25 protein-coding genes and 3 pseudogenes are annotated in these 17776 nt (G+C 45.2%); 23 read left to right on the top strand and 5 right to left on the bottom strand.

The annotated features are described in order from the left end of the window. The first annotated feature begins 18 nt into the window (after positions 1–18). From KUH03_RS08315 to KUH03_RS08255, 14 genes and pseudogenes are all read left to right on the top strand, one after another. Positions 19–237: a hypothetical protein gene (locus KUH03_RS08315; RefSeq protein ID WP_257092395.1), complete on the top strand. Its 219-nt coding sequence runs from the start codon at positions 19–21 to the stop codon at positions 235–237. After that, complete coding sequence (locus KUH03_RS08310) at positions 207–1289, top strand: TonB-dependent receptor (RefSeq protein WP_257092392.1); 1083 nt, start codon at positions 207–209, stop codon at positions 1287–1289. The genes KUH03_RS08315 and KUH03_RS08310 overlap by 31 nt, the downstream gene beginning before the upstream one ends. Then, a complete protein-coding gene (locus tag KUH03_RS08305; RefSeq protein WP_257092390.1) occupies positions 1274–1849 on the top strand; it encodes a TonB-dependent receptor domain-containing protein in 576 nt (191 codons plus the stop codon). The genes KUH03_RS08310 and KUH03_RS08305 overlap by 16 nt, the downstream gene beginning before the upstream one ends. Next, a complete protein-coding gene (locus KUH03_RS08300; RefSeq protein WP_257092389.1) occupies positions 1786–2031 on the top strand; it encodes a hypothetical protein in 246 nt (81 codons plus the stop codon). The genes KUH03_RS08305 and KUH03_RS08300 overlap by 64 nt, the downstream gene beginning before the upstream one ends. Then, positions 1992–2408 (top strand): TonB-dependent receptor, encoded by a 417-nt coding sequence (locus KUH03_RS08295; RefSeq protein WP_257092387.1) that lies wholly within the window; start codon positions 1992–1994, stop codon positions 2406–2408. Before KUH03_RS08300 ends, KUH03_RS08295 begins: the two co-directional genes overlap by 40 nt. Before the next feature lie 86 nt (positions 2409–2494). Next, a complete protein-coding gene (locus KUH03_RS08290; RefSeq protein ID WP_257092385.1) occupies positions 2495–3718 on the top strand; it encodes a RagB/SusD family nutrient uptake outer membrane protein in 1224 nt (407 codons plus the stop codon). Positions 3719–3767: 49 nt separating this feature from the next. Beyond that, positions 3768–4397 carry a RagB/SusD family nutrient uptake outer membrane protein gene (locus KUH03_RS08285; RefSeq protein ID WP_257092383.1) on the top strand — a complete coding sequence of 210 codons (630 nt, stop codon included), beginning with the start codon at positions 3768–3770 and terminating at the stop codon, positions 4395–4397. Continuing rightward, the gene (locus KUH03_RS08280; RefSeq protein WP_257092380.1) at positions 4398–4835 is read left to right on the top strand and encodes a DUF3823 domain-containing protein; all 438 of its coding nucleotides are present in this window, start codon (positions 4398–4400) and stop codon (positions 4833–4835) included. It begins immediately after the preceding gene. 20 nt (positions 4836–4855) lie between these two features. Continuing rightward, the gene (locus KUH03_RS08275; protein WP_257092378.1) at positions 4856–5137 is read left to right on the top strand and encodes a DUF3823 domain-containing protein; all 282 of its coding nucleotides are present in this window, start codon (positions 4856–4858) and stop codon (positions 5135–5137) included. Between the two features lie 163 nt (positions 5138–5300). Further along, positions 5301–5879, top strand: a pseudogene (locus tag KUH03_RS48375) (family 43 glycosylhydrolase); the annotation flags it as partial. 17 nt (positions 5880–5896) lie between these two features. After that, positions 5897–6286 (top strand): family 43 glycosylhydrolase, encoded by a 390-nt coding sequence (locus KUH03_RS48370; protein ID WP_373564798.1) that lies wholly within the window; start codon positions 5897–5899, stop codon positions 6284–6286. 214 nt (positions 6287–6500) lie between these two features. Then, positions 6501–7055, top strand: a complete 555-nt coding sequence (locus tag KUH03_RS08265; protein ID WP_257092374.1) for a hypothetical protein — start codon at positions 6501–6503, stop codon at positions 7053–7055. Between the two features lie 35 nt (positions 7056–7090). Further along, on the top strand, positions 7091–7654 hold the full coding sequence (locus KUH03_RS08260) for a glycoside hydrolase family 92 protein (RefSeq protein WP_257092372.1): 564 nt from the start codon (positions 7091–7093) through the stop codon (positions 7652–7654). 29 nt (positions 7655–7683) lie between these two features. Further along, on the top strand, positions 7684–8634 hold the full coding sequence (locus tag KUH03_RS08255) for a glycoside hydrolase family 92 protein (RefSeq protein WP_257092370.1): 951 nt from the start codon (positions 7684–7686) through the stop codon (positions 8632–8634). A 167-nt stretch (positions 8635–8801) separates the two neighbouring features. Here the strand turns inward: KUH03_RS08255 and KUH03_RS48365 are convergent, their stop codons facing one another. The 5 genes and pseudogenes from KUH03_RS48365 to KUH03_RS08230 all read right to left on the bottom strand — a co-directional run bounded on the left by KUH03_RS48365 (position 8802) and on the right by KUH03_RS08230 (position 12520). Then, positions 8802–9074: a glycoside hydrolase family 95-like protein gene (locus KUH03_RS48365; protein WP_373564797.1), complete on the bottom strand. Its 273-nt coding sequence runs from the start codon at positions 9072–9074 to the stop codon at positions 8802–8804. Positions 9075–9128: 54 nt separating this feature from the next. Then, positions 9129–10840, bottom strand: a pseudogene (locus tag KUH03_RS08245) (glycoside hydrolase N-terminal domain-containing protein); the annotation flags it as partial. A gap of 60 nt (positions 10841–10900) precedes the next feature. Continuing rightward, a complete protein-coding gene (locus tag KUH03_RS08240; protein WP_257092366.1) occupies positions 10901–11278 on the bottom strand; it encodes a glycoside hydrolase family 95 protein in 378 nt (125 codons plus the stop codon). Positions 11279–11281: 3 nt separating this feature from the next. Then, complete coding sequence (locus KUH03_RS08235) at positions 11282–11533, bottom strand: hypothetical protein (RefSeq protein WP_257092365.1); 252 nt, start codon at positions 11531–11533, stop codon at positions 11282–11284. Between the two features lie 129 nt (positions 11534–11662). After that, the gene (locus tag KUH03_RS08230) at positions 11663–12520 is read right to left on the bottom strand and encodes a hypothetical protein (protein ID WP_257092363.1); all 858 of its coding nucleotides are present in this window, start codon (positions 12518–12520) and stop codon (positions 11663–11665) included. Positions 12521–12923: 403 nt separating this feature from the next. Here KUH03_RS08230 and KUH03_RS08225 point away from each other — a divergent pair, with 403 nt between their 5' ends. The 9 genes and pseudogenes from KUH03_RS08225 to KUH03_RS08190 all read left to right on the top strand — a co-directional run bounded on the left by KUH03_RS08225 (position 12924) and on the right by KUH03_RS08190 (position 17765). After that, a complete protein-coding gene (locus KUH03_RS08225; RefSeq protein WP_257092361.1) occupies positions 12924–13505 on the top strand; it encodes an RNA polymerase sigma-70 factor in 582 nt (193 codons plus the stop codon). Between the two features lie 96 nt (positions 13506–13601). Beyond that, complete coding sequence (locus tag KUH03_RS08220) at positions 13602–14069, top strand: hypothetical protein (protein WP_257092359.1); 468 nt, start codon at positions 13602–13604, stop codon at positions 14067–14069. Then, complete coding sequence (locus KUH03_RS08215) at positions 14066–14338, top strand: FecR family protein (RefSeq protein ID WP_257092357.1); 273 nt, start codon at positions 14066–14068, stop codon at positions 14336–14338. Before KUH03_RS08220 ends, KUH03_RS08215 begins: the two co-directional genes overlap by 4 nt. 88 nt (positions 14339–14426) lie before the next feature. Continuing rightward, positions 14427–14852: a FecR family protein gene (locus tag KUH03_RS08210; RefSeq protein ID WP_257092356.1), complete on the top strand. Its 426-nt coding sequence runs from the start codon at positions 14427–14429 to the stop codon at positions 14850–14852. 307 nt (positions 14853–15159) lie between these two features. Next, positions 15160–15414: pseudogene (locus KUH03_RS48360) on the top strand (STN domain-containing protein); the annotation flags it as partial. Beyond that, a complete protein-coding gene (locus KUH03_RS08205; protein ID WP_257092355.1) occupies positions 15342–15815 on the top strand; it encodes a carboxypeptidase-like regulatory domain-containing protein in 474 nt (157 codons plus the stop codon). The pseudogene KUH03_RS48360 and the gene KUH03_RS08205, both read left to right, overlap by 73 nt. Then, positions 15812–16414 carry a hypothetical protein gene (locus KUH03_RS08200; RefSeq protein WP_257092354.1) on the top strand — a complete coding sequence of 201 codons (603 nt, stop codon included), beginning with the start codon at positions 15812–15814 and terminating at the stop codon, positions 16412–16414. The genes KUH03_RS08205 and KUH03_RS08200 overlap by 4 nt, the downstream gene beginning before the upstream one ends. A 23-nt stretch (positions 16415–16437) precedes the next feature. Then, complete coding sequence (locus tag KUH03_RS08195; RefSeq protein ID WP_257092353.1) at positions 16438–17430, top strand: hypothetical protein; 993 nt, start codon at positions 16438–16440, stop codon at positions 17428–17430. Further along, entirely contained in the window at positions 17418–17765 is a 348-nt protein-coding gene (locus tag KUH03_RS08190; RefSeq protein ID WP_257092352.1) for a TonB-dependent receptor, read from the top strand. Before KUH03_RS08195 ends, KUH03_RS08190 begins: the two co-directional genes overlap by 13 nt. Positions 17766–17776 lie beyond the last annotated feature (11 nt).

The following is a 17776-nucleotide window of genomic DNA, read 5'->3' as shown; positions in this document are numbered from 1 at the left end:
TTATATGTCCCCAATACAGTGGATGCACTGGCTTATATGCAGCTTAAAAACGAACAGATAGGCCGTGATTTTAATAGCAATTATCCGGTTAAGATGCCCAATATCTTTGGCGAAACGGACTTCGAAGCATACCGCAGCGGTGCAAAAAGACATCCAATTATGTCGATGCCGCTTTTGATAAAGTATCGCCCCAGTATCAGCACAATTTGTCCATCAATGGTGGTGGTAAGAAAGTGAACTACTTTTTCAACTTGGGACATATGGATCAGATGGGAGCCTACAAAAGTAAAAGCCTGAATTACAACCGCTGGAATTTTAGATCAAATATTGATGCGCAGATTACCGACCGCCTCCGGGCTTCGCTCGATCTCGGTGGCTATGCAGATGCAACAAACCAGCCGCGCACGGATATCTGGGCGGTCTATAAGCAGGCCTGGCGTCAGCGTCCAATCGTGCCCATTTACGTCAACGATAACCCGCTCTATCCCAATTTTGAGATGATAGACAATGAAAATCCCGTTGTTGTGACGGACTCGAAACAGACGGGGTACCGCAAATTTCTGCGGAAGCAGTTCAATGGTATTATTGCGCTCGACTATAAAGTACCTTTTGTGGAGGGATTGAATGCTAAGGCAACCTATAACTACGATTTTAAATACAGTGATCATACGGATTATAAAAAGTCGTACTTCCTCTATAGCTATACACCACCGGTCTACGATGGGAATGGCCAGATCATTACACCCGAAAAGTATAATGCACATGAAAAGAATGCGCCTACAACAGTACGTCGAAGTGCCTATCCGGACACACATTCCTTAATGCAGTTTTCCCTGAATTATAACCGCCGCTTTGCGGATAAGCATCAGGTATCCGGCTTACTTTTATTTGTTGAAGAATATAATAAGTGGGATAGCTTCTACGCACAACGGGAGATTATGGTCAATTCCGAATACCTTTTTGCCGGGGAAGACAAAAACCAATTGGCCAATATGGAAGGGATTGGAGAGCGTACCGCAAGGGGACTTGTGGGCAAATTCAATTACGATTACTCGGGCAAATACCTAGCGGAATTCAGCTTTCGCTACGACGGGTCCTCTAAGTTTCCGAAAGAATCCCGCTGGGGATTTTTTCCTGCCGCTTCCTTAGGCTGGCGGATCAGTGAGGAGTCTTTTATTAAAGACAACTATAAATTTATCAACAACTTAAAAATCAGGGCTTCCTATGGTAAGCTGGGGATGACCGTTCGGCAGGAAATTATCCATCGACTATCGTGGGGTACGCACTAGAACCCAATGAAACAGGTTGGATTTTTGGCGGCAATCTTGTCAATGGTGCATTGCCGACCGCGATCCCCAATCCAAACTTAACTTGGTATACTTCCAAAACAGCTGATCTGGGCTTGGATCTTGATCTCTGGAACGGAAAACTGGGGATAATATTTGATTATTTTAACCGTAGTCGTACGGGATTATTGGCGACGAGCCTGGATCTTATTCCGGGGACAGTAGGAGCAAATCTTCCGCAGGAAAATTTGGAAAGCGATCGGACCTTTGGTTACGAACTATCCTTGACCCATCGCAATAAAATAAATGATTTCCAGTATTTTGTGAATGCACAGGTTTCATCAACAAAAATCAGTTTGTGGACCGTGTCGAATCCAAGGCCGGAAATTCATACGATAACTGGCGCAATCGTAATTCCAACCGTTATAAAGACATCTGGTGGGGGAAAGAATATGCAGGCCAATTTGGGTCCTATGAACAGATCTATAGTCACCCGACTATGGTCAGCAGTGGTACACTCCCTGGTGATTACTATTATCAGGACTGGAATGGTGATGGGCTGATCAATGATGCGGATAACCATCCCATTGCAACTTACAATATGCCTTTGATCAATTATGGGCTAAGTATTGGCGGCTCATGGCGCGGTTTTGACCTGGCGATGAACTTTCAGGGGCCGCGAAAGTATACGTCCAATATAGCGAGGTGCTGGCCGGACCGCTCCAGTTTGACGGTGGCGCATTGACGCAATTTTTGGATCGTTGGCGTCCAGCAACAGCCGGAACAGATCTTTTTAACCCAAGTACACAGTGGATCCCGGGATACTACCCATCGACAGGCTCAGCGATGGCCGAAGGAACCCGTGCGGTACAAAATGCATCGTACCTGCGGTTGAAAACATTGGAATTCGGGTATTCCGTACCCAAGGAGTGGCTCAAAATACTTAAAATCAAGAACCTCAGGATCTATGCCAGTGCGTATAATTTGCTAACCTGGACAGGGTTGAAATATACCGATCCTGAGCATCCCGGATCTGCTGGCGGCTCATCATCTGGAGACATTGACGTGTACAAATACCCGATCAATAAAACGTATAACCTGGGCGCATCCATTAAATTTTAATTTCAAAACGTACAAAACATGAAAAAATCAATCACGATGGCAATCATTGGCCTTTTCCTGTGTTCGGGGATGCAATCCTGTAAAAAATGGACCTGGATCCGCTTGGGGTACTGGGCGAGGATGCTCTTTTTGGAAATGAGGCTGGTGCACGTAAATACGTGGCCGGAATGTATAGCTACTTACCCATAGAAGACTTTGTCTATCATCCGGAACGTGGATTTAGATGGGATAACTATTGGCAGAATTCCGAAACACTGGCTGCTATGAGCGGCGAGATGACGGGGCAATTTTGGGGCGTAGCGGGCGCTCAGGGCTTTGGATACTGGCCTTACGACCGTATACGGAATGTTAATACCTTGATCGCCGGTCTGCCCAAATATAAAACGAATTATACGGAGCCTGGGTATAAGCAAATTTTGGGCGAAGCCTATTTTCTGCGAGCTTTCTATTACTTTGCCTTAGTCAAGCGATACGGTGGGATACCGATTATCACCGAGGTACAGGATCCTACAGGCGATAAAGAACAGTTGCAGGTAAAAAGAAGCAAGGAATCGGAGGTATACCGTTTTATTTATCAAGATTTACAGCAGGCAATGACACTGATGGCCGCAACGAGTGAACGGGGGCGAGCCAACAAGTATGTTGCGGCGGCATTATGTTCCCGCGCGATGCTCTATGCCGGCAGTATTGCCAAATACAGTGGGTATAGCAATCTGGCCGGAGATGCGACAGAAAAGGAACTGGTCGGTATCAAAAAGGAAGAAGCCGAATGGTTTTTTAAACAGGCCTACGACGCGGCAACACTTGTGCTGACCGGACCTTATAGCTTGTACAATAAGAATGCTCAGGACAAGGAACTCAACTATGTTAATCTATTTTTGGATCTGGATAGTCCCGAAGATATTCTTATCAAAGAATACAGCCTCACAGCACCGCACAACAATCGACTTAAGCACAGCTATGATGCCACGCATTTACCCAATCCGACTTTTTCGAGTGACAATGAGTCTGCGGCATACCCCGTATTGAATATGGTGGAACTCTTTGGCGAGCTGCCCATCACGGATGCGACCGGTAAACCCATTCGTTACTCTGACAGGAAACAACTTTATTCGGAGCTCGAACCACGGCAGCGGGCTACTTTTTACTTTTCGGGAATGGAATTGCGCGAGGGGCCGAGCGCCGTGCTTTTGACATCCAGCGTGGACTCTATAAAACTTTTCCGGGAAAGGCCGCCGATGCACAGATGGGCTCGGGAACCGCAGCGATCAACAGCGAGTCAAACCGGATCCTTGCCGGCCCAAAAATAGCCTGTACGATTACAACGGTACTAAGATCAATATCACGGGTGAGCACGGTATGTGGAAAGATGGGCATGCCAACAACACCCGCACAGGCTTTTATATTCGTAAATACATCAATTATAAAATGTCAACCAAGGATGTTAAGCTATACAACAGTACGCAGCCCTGGAAAATATTCCGGCTGGCTGAAATCATGCTGAACAAGGCCGAAGCTGCCTACGAACTAGGTCTGATCAAAAACGATGAAACACTCAAACAGGAAGCTTTTCAGTATATCACCCAAATTCGGGACCGTGCCGGAGCAAAGCCTTATCGCTACAATAGTGCTGCGGCTAACCTATCGGGCAAATATGGATATCCTCTGGACGGTAATCTACAATTTATCCGTGAGGAACGTGAGCGTGAACTTTGTTTTGAAAATCACCATTGGTGGGATATCCGTAGGTGGCGTATCGCCGATGTGGAGCTTAACAACTTTGTGCCCAATTCACTCATGCCTTACCTTGTACTGGATGAACTGAAGTATGCACCCAATGGTGAACGCATCAACTCCTTTATCTTTATCCGTGAAAAGGAGCCTTGGAACAAAACCTTCAACTTTGAGAAAAAATGGTATTATGAACCTATTCCGGGCGGGGAATTGAATAAAAATCCCAATCTATATCCGCAGAACCCTATTTATTAAATGAACGACAATGAGAACGTTATTTTTATATACAGCTTTGGCAGGCCTATTTTTTTAAATGCCTGTGCAAAAACAGATAACTACGATGGCCCCAATGCTAGCATGCAGGGTCAGGTGATCGATAAGGTGACCAAGAAACCTTTATTGACGGGGCAGGGTGAATTTAGTATCCGCCTGCTGGAAACCAGCTGGAGCGACAATCCAGCGCCACAGGATCTTGCTGTCAGGCAAGATGGCTCATACAGCAACAGCAAACTTTTTCAGGCTACCTACACGCTGCAGCCCTATGGTGGAGCCTTTTGGCCTGCTGAAAAAATCGAAGGCTTTCAATTGGGGGCCTCTGCCGAACAGAATTTTGAGGTGACACCTTACTTACAGATTAAAAATGTGAAATGGACCTTGAAAGCTGAAAATAAATTGATGTATCCTGCTCACTGACGGCTCCGGTTACGGCTGGGTTGCCGCAGGTCATCGAAGTACGCCCATTCCTGAGTTTGACACCTTACTGTGGCGCGGGAAATCGGATTGATGCTTATTACAAAGATGAATACCGGACATTGATCAATAAAAACTGGTCCGAGATCGGCGATATGCAGACTGGAGAAGGTAAGGAAACATATACCATCAACGGCCTGACACTTAAATCGGGATACACCTATTATGTCAGAATGGGGGCAAAAGTTCGTGACACGTACGAGAAATTTAACTACTCGGAGATCGAAGTGATCAAGGTCCCTTAATAGCAGCTGATGATCATCGCTGCGATATCCAGGTAAAGTTCCTCCATGAGGAGGAGCGTTTATTTGGTAAGAGATCAACGCGGATAGCCGATCAAAATTGCTATTGAACAGGCTGTTTCAGCAGGAATGATTTCATGATAAAACAATTAGTGAACAAAATAATATGAAGATGAATAAATTAATCAAAGCCGGTTCCAGCTGCCTATTGGGCATTTCATTACTTTTTACCGCGCACCTGAAGGCGCAGGAGAATCCTTTTATCAAACATATGTATACCGCGGATCCCTCGGCACGGGTATGGGCCGATGGTCGCCTGTATGTCTATGCATCCCATGATATTGCTCCGCCGCAGGGTTGTGATCTGATGGATCAATACCATGTTTTTTCAACTGCCGATATGAAGACCTGGACCGACCATGGCGAAATATTACGTGCGTCGCAAGTACCTTGGGGTAGGAAAGAGGGCGGGTTTATGTGGGCTCCGGACTGTGTTTTTCGCAATGGGACCTACTATTTTTATTTCCCGCATCCCAGTGGTACCGAATGGAACAAAACCTGGAAGATTGGGGTTGCCACCAGCAAGTCGCCCGCAAAAGATTTTGTCGTCCAGGGGTATGTGACCGGAGCAGATGCCTTAATTGATCCACATGTATTCATTGATGACGACGGTCAGGCATATTTCTATCAAGGTGGGGGCGGTGTGTGCAAAGCGGGCAAGCTCAAAGATAACATGATGGAAGTGGATGGTCAGCTGCAAAGATGGAAGGACTGGAAGACTTCCATGAAGCTTCCTGGGTACATAAGTATAAGGGGAAATATTATCTTTCCTATTCCGATAACCACGATGATAACCAGAAAGATGGTGTCAAAGGTGACAACCGCATGCGCTATGCGATTGGCGATAGTCCGCTGGGACCTTGGAAATCGATGGGGATTTATATGGAGCCGACAAACAGCTATACTAACCATGGCTCGATCGTTAAGTTTAAAGGCAAATGGTATGCCTTTTATCATAATAGTGAACTTTCACAAAAAAACGGCGAGTTCAATGATTGGCTGCGTTCGATCTGCGTAGACCGCCTGGAGTATAATGCTGATGGAAGCATTAAAAAAGTAAAGCAGACCGGACTTTTAACAGGGCCCAAATAATGTAAGCTAAGACAATAAATGTGGTCAAAAAAATTAACTTTAAGGGCGAAACAAATGTTTTGCCCTTAAACCATTAATCACTTAATAATTTAGAATGCTAAACAAGAATATCAATCTGAAACATAAAACCTTTCTACGGACAGTCTGTTGTTTCTCTTTTTTGTCTATCTTTTTGCTAAAAGGTTTTTCCCAATCCCAAAAGCCGAAAGACTTTGTGGATTATGTGAATCCATATATGGGTAATATCAGTCATTTATTGGTGCCCACTTATCCGACTGTTCACCTGCCGAACAGTATCTTGCGGGTCTATCCCGAAAGAGGGGATTTTACCTCGGACCGTCTCTATGGTCTTCCACTTATTGTTACAAGCCACCGTGGATCGTCAGCTTTTAATCTGAGTCCAATGCTACAGTTGCCCAAGGAGCTTAAACCTGTGCAGTTGTACAGTTATGATCAGGAAGAGATTAAGCCTTATCGCTATGCTGTTGTGTTAGACCAGGAAGATATTAAAGTAGATTATGCGCTGTCGCATCAGTCGGGTATGTACACGTTTACTTTTCCAGGCGCAGCGGCAAAATACCTGCAATTCAATTCGCGTGACGGGGAATTGAATTGGGATGGACAAGCCCTTTCGGGCAGTCAGGAAATTGGTAACGGCACACGTGTATATATCTATGCCGTTCCTGAGATCAAGCCGAGTGTGGTGAGTAAGCTCCAGGAAAACAGCTGGAAAAAGGTACAGGTGCAAAAGGCAGAAATGCCTGTCTGATCTTGCAATTTGATAAGGCAGGGGCCGGTTTAAAGATGAAGTACGGTGTTTCCTTTATCGATGCCGCACAGGCTAAGGTTAATCTAAACCGGGAGATTGCTGATTTTGATCAAGAGAAATTAGCGGAAAATGGCCGTAAAATCTGGAATCAAGCACTTGGAAAGATCGCTGTCGAAGGTGAGAGTGAATCGGATAAAAATGTCTTTTATACCTCTTTGTACCGCACTTATGAGCGTCCGGTTAATATTTCCGAAGGTGGTCGTTATTTTAGCGCATTTGATGGCAAGGTGCATTCGGACGAAGGTAAACCATTTTTTACGGACGATTGGATCTGGGATTCGTACCGCGCGCATCATCCTTTACGCGTTTTGCTGGACCCAGCTGCGGAGTCGGATATTCTCAATTCTTTTGTGCGGATGTCGGAGCAGATGGACAAGCCCTGGTTACCAACTTTTCCGGAAATCACCGGGGATAGTAGAAGGATGAACTCCAACCACGGTGTAGCAACTTTGCTGGATGCCTATCGCAAGGGAATTCGTGGTTTTGATATACAGAAAGCGTATCTCGCCGCAAAAGGAGCGATCACGGAAAAAACTTAGCACCATGGTCGGATAAGCCGGCGGGAAAAATGGATGACTTTTTTAAAGAAAAGGGATATATCCCGGCTTTGCACCCAGGTGAAAAAGAGATTTATCCCGAGGTACATGGTTTCGAGAGACGTCAGCCGGTAGCAGTTACCCTCGGTACTTCTTATGACCTGTGGTGTCTTGCGCAACTGGCGAACGAATTGGGTATAAAAGCGGATTATGAGCTATTTATGAAGCAGTCTTTCAATTACCGAAATCTGTTCAACGAACAGACTAAATTTTTCCACCCCAAAGATGAAAAAGGTAATTTTATCATGCCTTTTGACTATGTTTTCGCCGGAGGACAGGGAGCCCGGGAGTATTATGGTGAAAATAATGCCTGGATCTACCGTTGGGATGTACAGCACAATATCCCGGATCTGATTAATTTGATGGGTGGCAACCAGCTGTTTGTCCAATATTTGGATGAAATGTTTCAACAGCCATTAGGACGTTCCAAATTTGATTTTTATGCGCAACTGCCAGATCATACAGGAAATGTTGGTCAGTTTTCGATGGCCAATGAGCCCGCCCTCCATATTCCGTACCTCTATAATTACGCTGGACAACCCTGGATGACACAAAAACGCATCCATAAACTGATCGGCGAGTGGTTTAGAAATGACCTGATGGGGGTACCGGGAGATGAAGATGGCGGTGGTATGTCGGCCTTTGTGGTCTTTTCGCAGATGGGTTTTTATCCCGTTACACCGGGACTGGCATCCTATAGCATTGGGTCACCATTTTTCCGGAAAACAACGCTAAGCCTGCCAAATGGAAAATCTTTTGTGATTATCGGAAAAAACGCTTCAGCAAAAAATAAGTATATCCAATCAGCTACGCTAAATGGAAAACCATTGAATAGCACAGAGCTAAAGCATGCAGATATCCTAAAGGGCGGTACACTTGAGTTCATTTTGGGCGACAAAGCGAACAAAAACTGGGCAAATTAAAATCGCTCTTTTTGTTTGTCGGTAGCCGATACGCTGCTGGTTTATGGCTATTATATTACTGATAGCGCTGTTGCTTAATAAAAGGTCCTTTGGTCAATTGATCAAAGGACCTTTTTCGTTAAGTCATTTCCTTAGCTTATTTTTGTTGCATATAAAGCTTGCTCAAGCTAAAACATCTGGGATGTAATTTGGATAGATTTTCCTTTGATTCCTTCCACTTGGATCTGCTTACCGGCATAACTGATACAGATCGGTCCATTTTTGCTTGGGATAAGTTCGGCATTTTCAAGTACACCATTGCTCCACTGGATATTGACACTGATATTGCCGCGGGCTTTCAATCCAGTGATACTGCCTTTATTTATATGTTTGCTTAAAGCGGGTAACAATTCGATTAAATAGTTGTTGTTTTTATCGCGTACCTGACTCTGTAGGAGCATTTCGGCGATGGCAGCTGTAGCACCAAAATTGCCGTCAATCTGAAAAGGTGGATGATTGTCAAATAAATTGGGTAAGGTCTTTTCACTGATAAGATTGTAAAGCAACTTGTAGGAATGTTCACCGTCATGCAGGCGGTTCCACATATTGATTTTCCAGGCCAGGCTCCAGCCGGTGCCATGATCACCCCGGCTCAGCAGAGTCTTCTTTGCTGCTTCGGCTAGATCGGGTGTATTGGCAATGGAGATCTGATTGCTCGGATGTAGTCCAAAAGATGTGAGGTATGTCTGTGATTCACTTCCGTTTCCTGATAATCTTCGATCCATTCCATAATCCGTCCCGTCTCTTTGCTGATCTGTGTAGGGATCAGTTTTTGTAGGGCGGCCTGGCATTCTTGCCTAAAGTCTGGATCGTTGTCTAGCAAGGTCGACGCTTCAATATAGTTTTGTAGCAGATCGCGGATAATCTGCGTATCCATCGTAGCACCATATGTAAAACTGGAAACCTCACCTGAAGGTAAGATAAAACTGTTTTCGGGAGAATGGGAAGGATTGGTTGTCCAGTATCCCGCAAACGGTTTATCAGAAGGAATCTGTATCATGAAATCCAATATAAAGCGGGCGGCAACTTTCATAATGGGATAAGCCTGTTCTTTCAGAAACTGACGGTCGCCGGTATAGCTATAGTGCTCCCAGGGATGTTGCGCTAGCCATGCCGAGCCCATAGGCCAAATCCCCTGTACGCCATCCGCCGGAGCGGTATAGCCCCAGGCATCAGTAAGGTGGTGCACTACCCAGCCCCGGGCCCCATAAATGGTACGTGCTGTGCGTTCACCAAAGGGAATCAGGGCCGAAGTGAGGTCAAAGAGGGGCTGATGCAATTCGGACAGATTGGTTAGTTCCGCAGGCCAATAATTCATCTGCAAATTGATGTTGGTATGAAAATCGGCATTCCAGGGCGGGTCCATCTGCCAGGCCCATAGACCTTGCAGGTTTGCCGGCATATGCCCTGGGCGCGAGCTGCTGATCAACAGGTAGCGGCCAAACTGGAAAAACTTGCTGATCAGTGCGCTTGGAATCTGCTGTTGTCCACGTGTAAGCTTAATCAGTGAATCCGTGGGAACCTGCTTCCATTTTTGCTGCTCCGCATCGGCGAGATCCAACTGTACACGTTTGAAAAAATGCTGGTAATCCGCAATATGTGCTTGCTTTAACTGTTGATAATCCGATTTTGCCAATGCGTGCATTGTCTCACGACAGCTTACCAGCGGATCTATGCCAACTTGTTTTGCAGGATAACTGATCTGCTTTAAACCCGGATAATCTGTAGCTGCGGTAATCAGCAGCATGATCTCATCGGCACCTGTAATTGTTATCCGGCCAGCCGTGTTGGTCAGCTTACCACCTTTAAGAAAAACTTTTGCAATAGCGGAAAATTTGGTACCCTTCTCGCCTTCGCTGACTGACTGTCCGATCTGGCCTTGAAGCAGCAATTGGCTGGGATCTTTTGGATCTGTAAGACAAGTGAAATCCTGGGCACGCTTCCAGCTGAAGTTCAGGTCCAGTGCCTGCTTTTTGTTGGCACTATACTGAATGACCATAGCATTGGCCGGTGCCGAAATAAAGGATTCACGCGTGTATTTTATGCCCTTATGTTGGTAACTGCTCTGCTGTATGGCGGTCTCCAGGTCCAAGGAACGTTGATAGTGTTCAACGTGGAGATGCGGCATATCGAGCCACAATTCACCTAGCGATTGATAGGGCTTAATCCTTTTGGAATGCCCATCAGCGTGCTATCAGCCAGTTCGACGGCTTCCTTGTTTTTTCCTTCAAAGAGCAATTGTTGGATACGTGGAAGGTAGGTTTTCCTTTTGGGTTATTGGGATCCTGTGGCGCACCAGCCCATAATGTACTTTCGTTAAATTGGATACGCTCATCGGCAACTCCCCAAAGACCATGGCGCCAAGCTGTCCGTTACCCAGGGGCAAGGCTTCCTCCCAGACCTTCGCCGGACGCGTATACACAAGGCTTAGTGGAGCAACAGAAAGTTTTTCCAGGGGTTTAATCTGCGCTCGGTCGGTCCAGAATTGATCTATCTTTTGTTGCCGTTGACTAGCAGCTGTGGCATTGTTTTTCTGTTGTTGTGCCTGACTTTGGGTAAAGCATACGAGTACCAGGAGTGTACTGCTTATAAATTTTATATTCATCTTTTAGTTTCTTTTTGGTTGCGTAACGGGGGCTTCGGTTTTAGTCTTCAGGTATTTGCCAGCTTGTCCCGTTAACCAAAGATAATGATCATTGGGTAAATTATCTTCAATTCCGACAAATGAACCTTCTCCATTGAGCGGAACATCTTTTTGATGCAGAGTTTTGAATATGGCCGTACCTTCATCGACTTCGTCAAACATGGCAATATAGAGCATTTCGGCACCAATAGAAAGATTGTGCTGTAGCTGTTTCAATAAAAGTTGCCCGAGTCACGTGGTACAAAGGCGCGAGAACTTCCGGTCATATTGGTCCATGAAAAACCCGGAAAGCAGAGTGGAACATAGTCTACCTTGTTTTTTTGCACCAGTCCATGTCGGCTCGAATCAAAGGTTTGAACTGGTCAAATCCGGATTGATTATAACGGCCGACAAACCAGGGCATAATGATATCGGACTTTTGATCAAGCTGTGTAAGAAGGAATCAGATTCGGTGTCCTGGCGAAGTTCGCGCCAGTAGGTCGGAACACCCAATAGTACACTGTAGCCATTTTGTTTGAGGTAATTGACAATGCGTTCGGCTGTTTTGAGGTTATACTTGCGACCATCGTTGAAACCTACGCCCCAGACGGCAATCAGTGGTTTGCCCTGATGGAACAGGTAGGTATGCGCTTTATTGCGCCGTTTTAATTCCCATTTCTTGTCCAGTGCAGCCACATCATCCATTAAAATCTTCTCGTCACCGTCCTTGATACCACTGAGATCATACATGATACAGATTGCGCGGTCCGATTCATTGGCCGATTGAATGGCAGATTGCAGCACCTTGTTGAAATGATTTAACCCACTTGGATTGGCGATTTCGCCAACAAAACGTTGCATAAAAACGCCGTCAATACCATACTGCTTCATCCATTTAAAATGAAGATTGACGGAAGAATAATCATGGGCGCTGTACAATTTTGCGGGTTTGCCCGTCTTGGTCATAAAGGGACTGTCGTAGGTCTTTTGGTAGGCACTGACATCAGGCCAAAAGTCGATATTCGTTGACCCGGGCTGAAAACCATTTTTACCCCGATAATGGTACCACCCGCGATCGGCACCGTCTTGTGGACTATTAAACCAGCCTTGGTAACCGGCCATGACCAGACCCTTGTAGGAATCGTATTGCTTTTGAGCCAATAACATGTTTGCCGGCAGCAATACCATGCTGAGCACATAAAGTTTGAGCGTTTTAACTAGCATAAAGATCTATATTGTTTGTAACTCCCAATATCAACGGATACCATTAATAGTCCATTAACAAAAGCATTAATATACATAGAAGAACCAAAAGAAGGATGAAAATAAATGTATTCGACGATCTGTAGCAAGCAGTTAAAGATGACTACCGAGTCGGATGATGAGCGAGCGGATGGATATATTCAATGGTAAAACGGAGCATTTGACTTAACAGAAACATAATACTAAACAAACACTACCCACACATTTCTTTATGAATTTAGTGATGGGATCTGTACACCTGTCGATCAGCTCCGTAACAGAGATGAGCTAACTTCGGTTGGATTGAAAATATTCGCAGGGGCCACTTGCGCTTAGAGACAGACAGAGATATATCATTATATACGATTGAAATTATTAACCAGGGGTGAATTATCATAGCGCATCAGATCGTGAATTATTGGAAAGCTGTTGTCTTTATGAAGACCTGAAAGCTTATAATGAATTGGTGGCCCGTTATTCGCCCAAGCTTTATGCCGTTTGTAAGTATTATTTAAACGATACTTTCCTAGCAGAAGAGATTGCACTCGATGTTTTGTTCTGGCTTTGGAAGAAACGGCAGCAGCTCGAAATCCCCGTAAACGTATCGGCTTATCTGCACCGTGCTGCCCGCAATGCTGTCATCAGTCACCTGAGGAAACAAAGTCAGAATATTGTTTCGACAATTGAAAAATATGCTGAAGATGACGTTATAGAACAGCAAATGGCTGATTACGCTATTATTTGCCGGGAAGGAGAGGATCAGTATAAACAGCTTCTCGCAGAACTAAGCCCGCAGCGCAAAGAAGTCTTTGTACTCAGTCGGGAAGGTGGCTTCAGCTACAAAGAAATAGCACAGAAAACCAATCTTTCCATCAATACGATCGAAAATTATATTTCCTCCGCACTCAAACATTTTCGAAAAGGCATCTTGCCGATTATTATCCTCCTCCTTAGCCTGTTTGCTTAGTGTGTTTTTTAATTGCTGATTATCAGTTTGTTATTGTTTTTGTTCTTTTTTATTGATCACGGTAGGTGGTAAGCCGCTATTTCTGCGCCTACAGTAATGAAGGAGCAAATAATGGGCGAACAAATGATTACAAATGAGCTGTTGAAGCGGTATCTTCAGGGAAAATGTACACTAGCGGAGAAGAAGCTTGTTGCGGATTTTCTCGCAGATCCTGATCATACTGCTGTTCTTCATCGGTTGATGGAGACAGAAACAACATTTTTATGGGATCGGCCCGAAGAAGTCGAACCTATCGATGCAGCGAAAATTTCCGAATGGCAGCTGCGGTTAAAGGAAAGAATAGGACCAGTACAACCCATGGTCCAAGCCGAAGAAACGCAGCCCCAAGTAAAATCAAAGATCGTTGCTATTGGAAAGAGAACAATACGATATGTTGCGGCGGCAGTTCTATTCGTTGGGTTGGCCGGATTGATTTGGTCGCTAATGCAACGCGATGATTTTAAAGAAAATCAGACTGCTGACTTAAAAAGGAAATCGTCCCCGGAAGTGAAAAAGCTATCTTGAAATTGGCGGATGGATCCACGATCTCTTTGTCAGATGCAGCCAATGGAAACATTGTAGATCGAGGTGGCGTGAAGGTGCAAAAGACAGCGGAGGGTGAAATTGTCTATGCCGCTTCAAATAGGAATGCATCCCCGCAATCTTATAACAGTATTAGCACACCCAATGGCGGACAATACCGTGTCACATTGCCCGATGGAAGCAAGGCCTGGCTGAATGCGGCTTCTTCGCTAACCTATCCTGTGGAATTTGAGAAAAAGAACGTCGGGTAAAAATGACCGGGGAAGTGTACTTCGAAATAGCAAAAGTCAGTAACAAAAAAATGAACATATACCATTTTTTGTCGAGACCAATAAACAGGTGATCCAGGTGCTGGGAACCACCTTCAATGTCAACGCTTATGCCAATGAACCTGATGACTGCACAACGCTGGTGGAAGGGAGCGTGCGTCTGATTGCTGCGCATAGTGGAAAATCGGAATTGCTCAAACCTGGACAGCAGGCATTGGTCGGAAAAAACATGCAGCTCTCAGAAGCAGATATGCAACAAAACTTAGCCTGGATAAATGGGTATTTTATATTCCGTCGGGAGGAGTTAGGTAGCATTCTGCGCAAGATCGCCCGATGGTACGATGTCACGGTGGAATGCCCTCCTGAATTAAGCACAATGAAATTTACGGGAAAGGTATCCCGGAGTCAATCGCTATCGGCGGTAACGGAGATGATTGCTTCCATCGATAAGGTGAAATTGGAGATCAAAGAAAGGAGGATTATCGTGAAGAAATAATTACCCATTACCATGACATTGGATAAAAAATAAGCGGCGATGCTACCAACATCACCGCCCAAAATAGCTAAAGTCATTAAAAAAGATGTGTCGTCAATTTTTAACATTTACTATAACTACAAGACAAAAGTATGAATTTTCATCAAGTCATGCGTGTTATGAAAATCACCATGGTATTATTAACCTGTGTACTAGCACATTTAAGTGCAGCTACATATGGTCAGCGCCTAACTATTAATAAGCAAAAGACCCTTTTGGCTGATCTGATGGAACAGATTAGTGTGCAGACGGGCTACGATTTTTTTATGATGCAGAGATCTTTGATCATGCGCCACGCATCACGATTAATGTGGTAAATGCACCCCTAGAGCAGGTGTTGGAACGCTGTTTTGAAAAGCTCCCATTTGCTTACACGGTCAAGAATAGAATTGTAACAATTCGGCGTACGGATTTGGAAAGTCCAAGTGATGAAAAAAGACGAAACGTTGGATGCAGACCACTACGATCCGTGGGCGGGTACTGGACGGAAGTACAGGACAGGCATTGGCTGGAATTTCGGTGAGCGTCAAGGATACCAGGAATTCGACGTCAACGGATGCAAATGGAAATTTCACTATCGGAATTTCCGGACAAAATGGGGTATTGGTTTTGACCTCATTGGGGTATCAGCGTAAGGAGTTGGTCGTCAGTGCGAAACAGGTCGATATAACCGTTCGGCTACAATCTTTGAGTACAGCATTGCAGGAGGTCGAAGTTACCGTACAGGCCCGAAAAAGAGCGAATACTGAAGCATCAGTACTTGAAGAACGCCGCAAAGCATCCATTGTACAGGATGCCATCTCAGCGCAATTGATCGAGCGTACCGGTAGCAACACCACAACACAGGCTTTACAACGTGTGACCGGAGTAACCATAACGGATGACAAATATGTGGCTGTACGTGGACTGGGGACCGCTCGGTGATCGGTCAGCTGAATGGCGTACGGTTGGCATCTTCGGATCCTGACCGCAGTGCTATTCCACTGGATCTGGTCCCGGCTTCATTATTGGATAATATTACGGTTTATAAGACCGTTACACCCGATAAGCCTGCCGATGCGGCTTCAGGCATCGTCGAACTGAAAACCAAATCGGTACCAGAAAAGATGACGTTTGAAGTGATTGCGCAGACAGGCTTTAATTCCAATATTGGTGTTGGCGGCAAGTATAACAGTTTCTGGAATAGCGACATGGGCGTATTAGGTACGGCAATCAATAAGAAAGATCTTTCCAATGACTTTCTGAATCTATCCAAACAATATCCTAATGGTCTAAGCTCGATTCAGCAGCTGATTGCCTCCAGCAATTATAGTCCCGAAGTGCGCCAGGAAGTCAATCGCATCAATGGGATTATGCAGGGATTTGATCCCGTATTGACCTCGCAGACCAAAAGAGCACCACTCAATCAATTGTATTCCGCGACCTTTGGTAACAGTTACACCCTTTTTGATAAACATAAATTGGGCGTGATCCTCGGGGAAACTATTACCGACGGACAAGCAATATCTACGACGGAGACCTGACGCAATATAGCATCTACCAAGGTGTGGTCACAGGTAGCCCCTATATCTATAGCCAGCGCAAGATCCCCAATTTTACCACCACCAATAATATTGTGATGGGAAAATACCAGACCTATAAGGAAAACACAGGCGTCGAAACGCTCAACTATGGCCTATTGGGTGGTCTGACCTATCGTTTTAATCCTAGACATGAAGTGAGTTTTCAGTACCTAGGTAGTTGGGGTGGGGAGAATACGGCAACCAATCTGCGTGGCGGGTATTTCTATGCAGGCTTGCCCGGTGAAGTAAACAGTACCACCTACTCGCTAAAACAGACTTTTCGTACCCTGCATACCTTCAATCTGCAGGGCGAACATAAATTTTTAAAAAGTGATTATTCCCCACGCCTGAGCTACAATATGGCTTCTTCCAAATCCAACCAGAATGATCCCGATTACCGTTTTGTCAATATGGTGGACTACAAACCGCGCTATGGCGGTGCCATTGAACGGCCAAATATTTCACATCTCCCGAATACGGGCAATATAGACTATGTGTATACCGAACGCTATTATGCGTTAAGCTCGGGCTATGTCAATGGATTTGGTCCTTTTGGTATTCTTCAGGCTGATCCGAATGGACGGCGCTGGCGGAATCTGGACGAAACCAATTATAATTACAAAGCTGATCTGACGATTCCTTTTAAGTTATTGGGCCATAAACAGGAATTTAAAACAGGTTTCAACTACCTGAACCGCGAACGAAAATTTGGCGAAAACGTATTGTTTCTACCGGGATCTAATTTTACAAGTTATGGCGCGTATGGTCCCGGTAAATTCTCTTCGATTCCGCTCTATGATGTGGAAGGTAATCTGGACCGACTGGTCAGCAATGAGGTGGTTGGTGTGCGCGTACCTACAGGCGGGGTAGGCGAAGGTGACTTTCCTGTGGGGGCTTCTTGTACAACATCCAAAAATCACCAAACAATTACACCGGATTTTATGAAACCAATGCGTTCTATGGGATGCTGGACCTGAAACTGACGGACGAACTCCGTGTTGCTGGTGGATTGCGTTTTGAAAATACCAATATACAGTCCGCGGTGGATACGGCAAATGTGTATCTGGATCCATCACTAACAGCAGCCAATGCCAACGGGACCGTAAACCTCAATCCACAGAATCCCAATTCGGCCTATAAGCAGGGATACAAACCGTATTATTCAGTCAATGCAACGTATACCCTCAACGAGAACATGAACTTTAGGGTAGCCTTCAATACCACATTGGCGCGACCGGAATTACGGAAATTACCAATGTTTACGAATTTGACGCTTTCCAGATGGGCTTGGTCGTTGGAAACAGAAACTTAAAAACCAGTCGA

The sequence above is a fragment of the Sphingobacterium sp. E70 genome (assembly GCF_019285695.1).
Lineage (GTDB): Bacteria > Bacteroidota > Bacteroidia > Sphingobacteriales > Sphingobacteriaceae > Sphingobacterium > Sphingobacterium detergens.
This window is presented reverse-complemented; position numbering and strand designations above follow the sequence as displayed.

Bases quoted from the DNA above. Each gene is read 5' to 3' on its own strand.
- KUH03_RS48365 (WP_373564797.1), bottom strand. From the start codon at position 9,074: ATGCTCCTACAGAGTCAGGTACGCGATAAAAACAACAACTATTTAATC.
- KUH03_RS08290 (WP_257092385.1), top strand. From the start codon at position 2,495: ATGGACCTGGATCCGCTTGGGGTACTGGGCGAGGATGCTCTTTTTGGA.
- KUH03_RS08255 (WP_257092370.1), top strand. From the start codon at position 7,684: ATGGATGACTTTTTTAAAGAAAAGGGATATATCCCGGCTTTGCACCCA.
- KUH03_RS08300 (WP_257092389.1), top strand. From the start codon at position 1,786: ATGGTCAGCAGTGGTACACTCCCTGGTGATTACTATTATCAGGACTGG.
- KUH03_RS08260 (WP_257092372.1), top strand. From the start codon at position 7,091: ATGAAGTACGGTGTTTCCTTTATCGATGCCGCACAGGCTAAGGTTAAT.
- KUH03_RS48370 (WP_373564798.1), top strand. From the start codon at position 5,897: ATGGAAGGACTGGAAGACTTCCATGAAGCTTCCTGGGTACATAAGTAT.
- KUH03_RS08205 (WP_257092355.1), top strand. From the start codon at position 15,342: ATGCAGACCACTACGATCCGTGGGCGGGTACTGGACGGAAGTACAGGA.
- KUH03_RS08230 (WP_257092363.1), bottom strand. From the start codon at position 12,520: ATGCTAGTTAAAACGCTCAAACTTTATGTGCTCAGCATGGTATTGCTG.
- KUH03_RS08240 (WP_257092366.1), bottom strand. From the start codon at position 11,278: ATGAATATAAAATTTATAAGCAGTACACTCCTGGTACTCGTATGCTTT.
- KUH03_RS08220 (WP_257092359.1), top strand. From the start codon at position 13,602: ATGAAGGAGCAAATAATGGGCGAACAAATGATTACAAATGAGCTGTTG.
- KUH03_RS08280 (WP_257092380.1), top strand. From the start codon at position 4,398: ATGAACGACAATGAGAACGTTATTTTTATATACAGCTTTGGCAGGCCT.
- KUH03_RS08285 (WP_257092383.1), top strand. From the start codon at position 3,768: ATGTGGAAAGATGGGCATGCCAACAACACCCGCACAGGCTTTTATATT.
- KUH03_RS08190 (WP_257092352.1), top strand. From the start codon at position 17,418: ATGCTGGACCTGAAACTGACGGACGAACTCCGTGTTGCTGGTGGATTG.